Raw genomic sequence first — 1,215 nt, 5'->3', positions numbered from 1 at the left:
TGACCTGCCCCCCGGAAGATCCCTCGCTGTGATGTAGAGTCTGCCCAACCTGAGAAGGAGCAGACGACATGAGGAAAAGCCGTTTCACCGAGGCGCAAATCATCGGGATGATCAAGGAACAGGAGGCGGGACTGCCCACCTCCGAGTTGTGCCGGAAGCATGGGCTGAGCCCGGCAACGTTCTACAAGCTCAAGGCCAAGTATGGCGGGATGGATCTGTCGGACGCCAAGCGGCTGAAGCAGCTCGAGGACGAGAACGCGAAGCTGAAGCGCCTTTTGGCGGATGCGATGCTGGATCGAGCCATTGCGGCGCCATTGGTTCAAGCCCAATGGCGAGGGTGGTTCTGAAGGATCTCTTGGGAAAGCCCTGACGACACCGATGGCGCGGCGGGACGCGGTGCTGCGGGCGATGAAGGATCATCCGATCTCTCAACGCCGGGCCTGCGTCCTGATCGGTGTCGATCCGAAGACGGTGCGGCGGGAACGACCGCCTGACAACCCGGAGATCCGTGAGGCGATGCACAAGATCGCCGAGAAGCGCCGTCGCTTCGGCTATCCGTTGGCCGGCAACGGTTTGCCTGGCAAACCGTGAGAGGCGGCGCGTGGGTATCATGCTGGAGCGCAAGGGCATGATCATGAACGAGAAGAAGCTCTACCGCATCTACCGGGAAGAGGGCCTGTCGGTGCGCCGCCGCCGTGGCCGTAAACGCGCGCGCGGCAGCCGAACCCCGATGCCGGTGCCATTGCGCCCGAACCAGCGGTGGTCCTTGGACTTCTTGTCCGACACGTTCGGGACCTGCCGCAAGTTCCGCATCCTGGCAGTCAACGACGATTGCTGCCGCGAGAACCTCGCCCTGATCGCCGACACCAGCATCTCGGGGGCCAGAGTGGCGCGGGAACTGGACGCCTTGGTCCGGATCTACGGCAAACCGGCTTGCATCGTCTCTGACAATGGCACCGAGTTCACCCGCAAGGCCATCCTGAAGTGGGCGAACGACAACAAGGTCGAGTGGCACTACATCGATCCGGGCAAGCCGCAGCAGAATGGCTACATCTTGCGTCGGGGCAAACAGTCCCCCGGACTGTTTGCTGATCCCTCCTCACCTTCAACCGCAGCCTGCGGGATGAATGCCTGAACGAAGAGATCTTCGACAGCCTGGCCCAATCGTCGGGAAAACAGCGCCCCACGCTGTTTTCTGATCCTCCTCATACCCGC

General features: G+C 62.1%; 1 pseudogene. It reads left to right on the top strand.

Annotated features, from left to right (window positions below):
- Positions 1 to 68 precede the first annotated feature (68 nt).
- A pseudogene (locus ACO2Q5_RS23885) lies at positions 69 to 1,215 on the top strand (IS3 family transposase); the annotation flags it as partial.

It is taken from the genome of Neotabrizicola sp. VNH66 (genome assembly GCF_049445895.1).
Taxonomy (GTDB): domain Bacteria; phylum Pseudomonadota; class Alphaproteobacteria; order Rhodobacterales; family Rhodobacteraceae; genus Pseudogemmobacter.
Note: the sequence above shows the minus strand (reverse complement) of the source record. Positions and strands in the feature narration are given on the sequence as shown.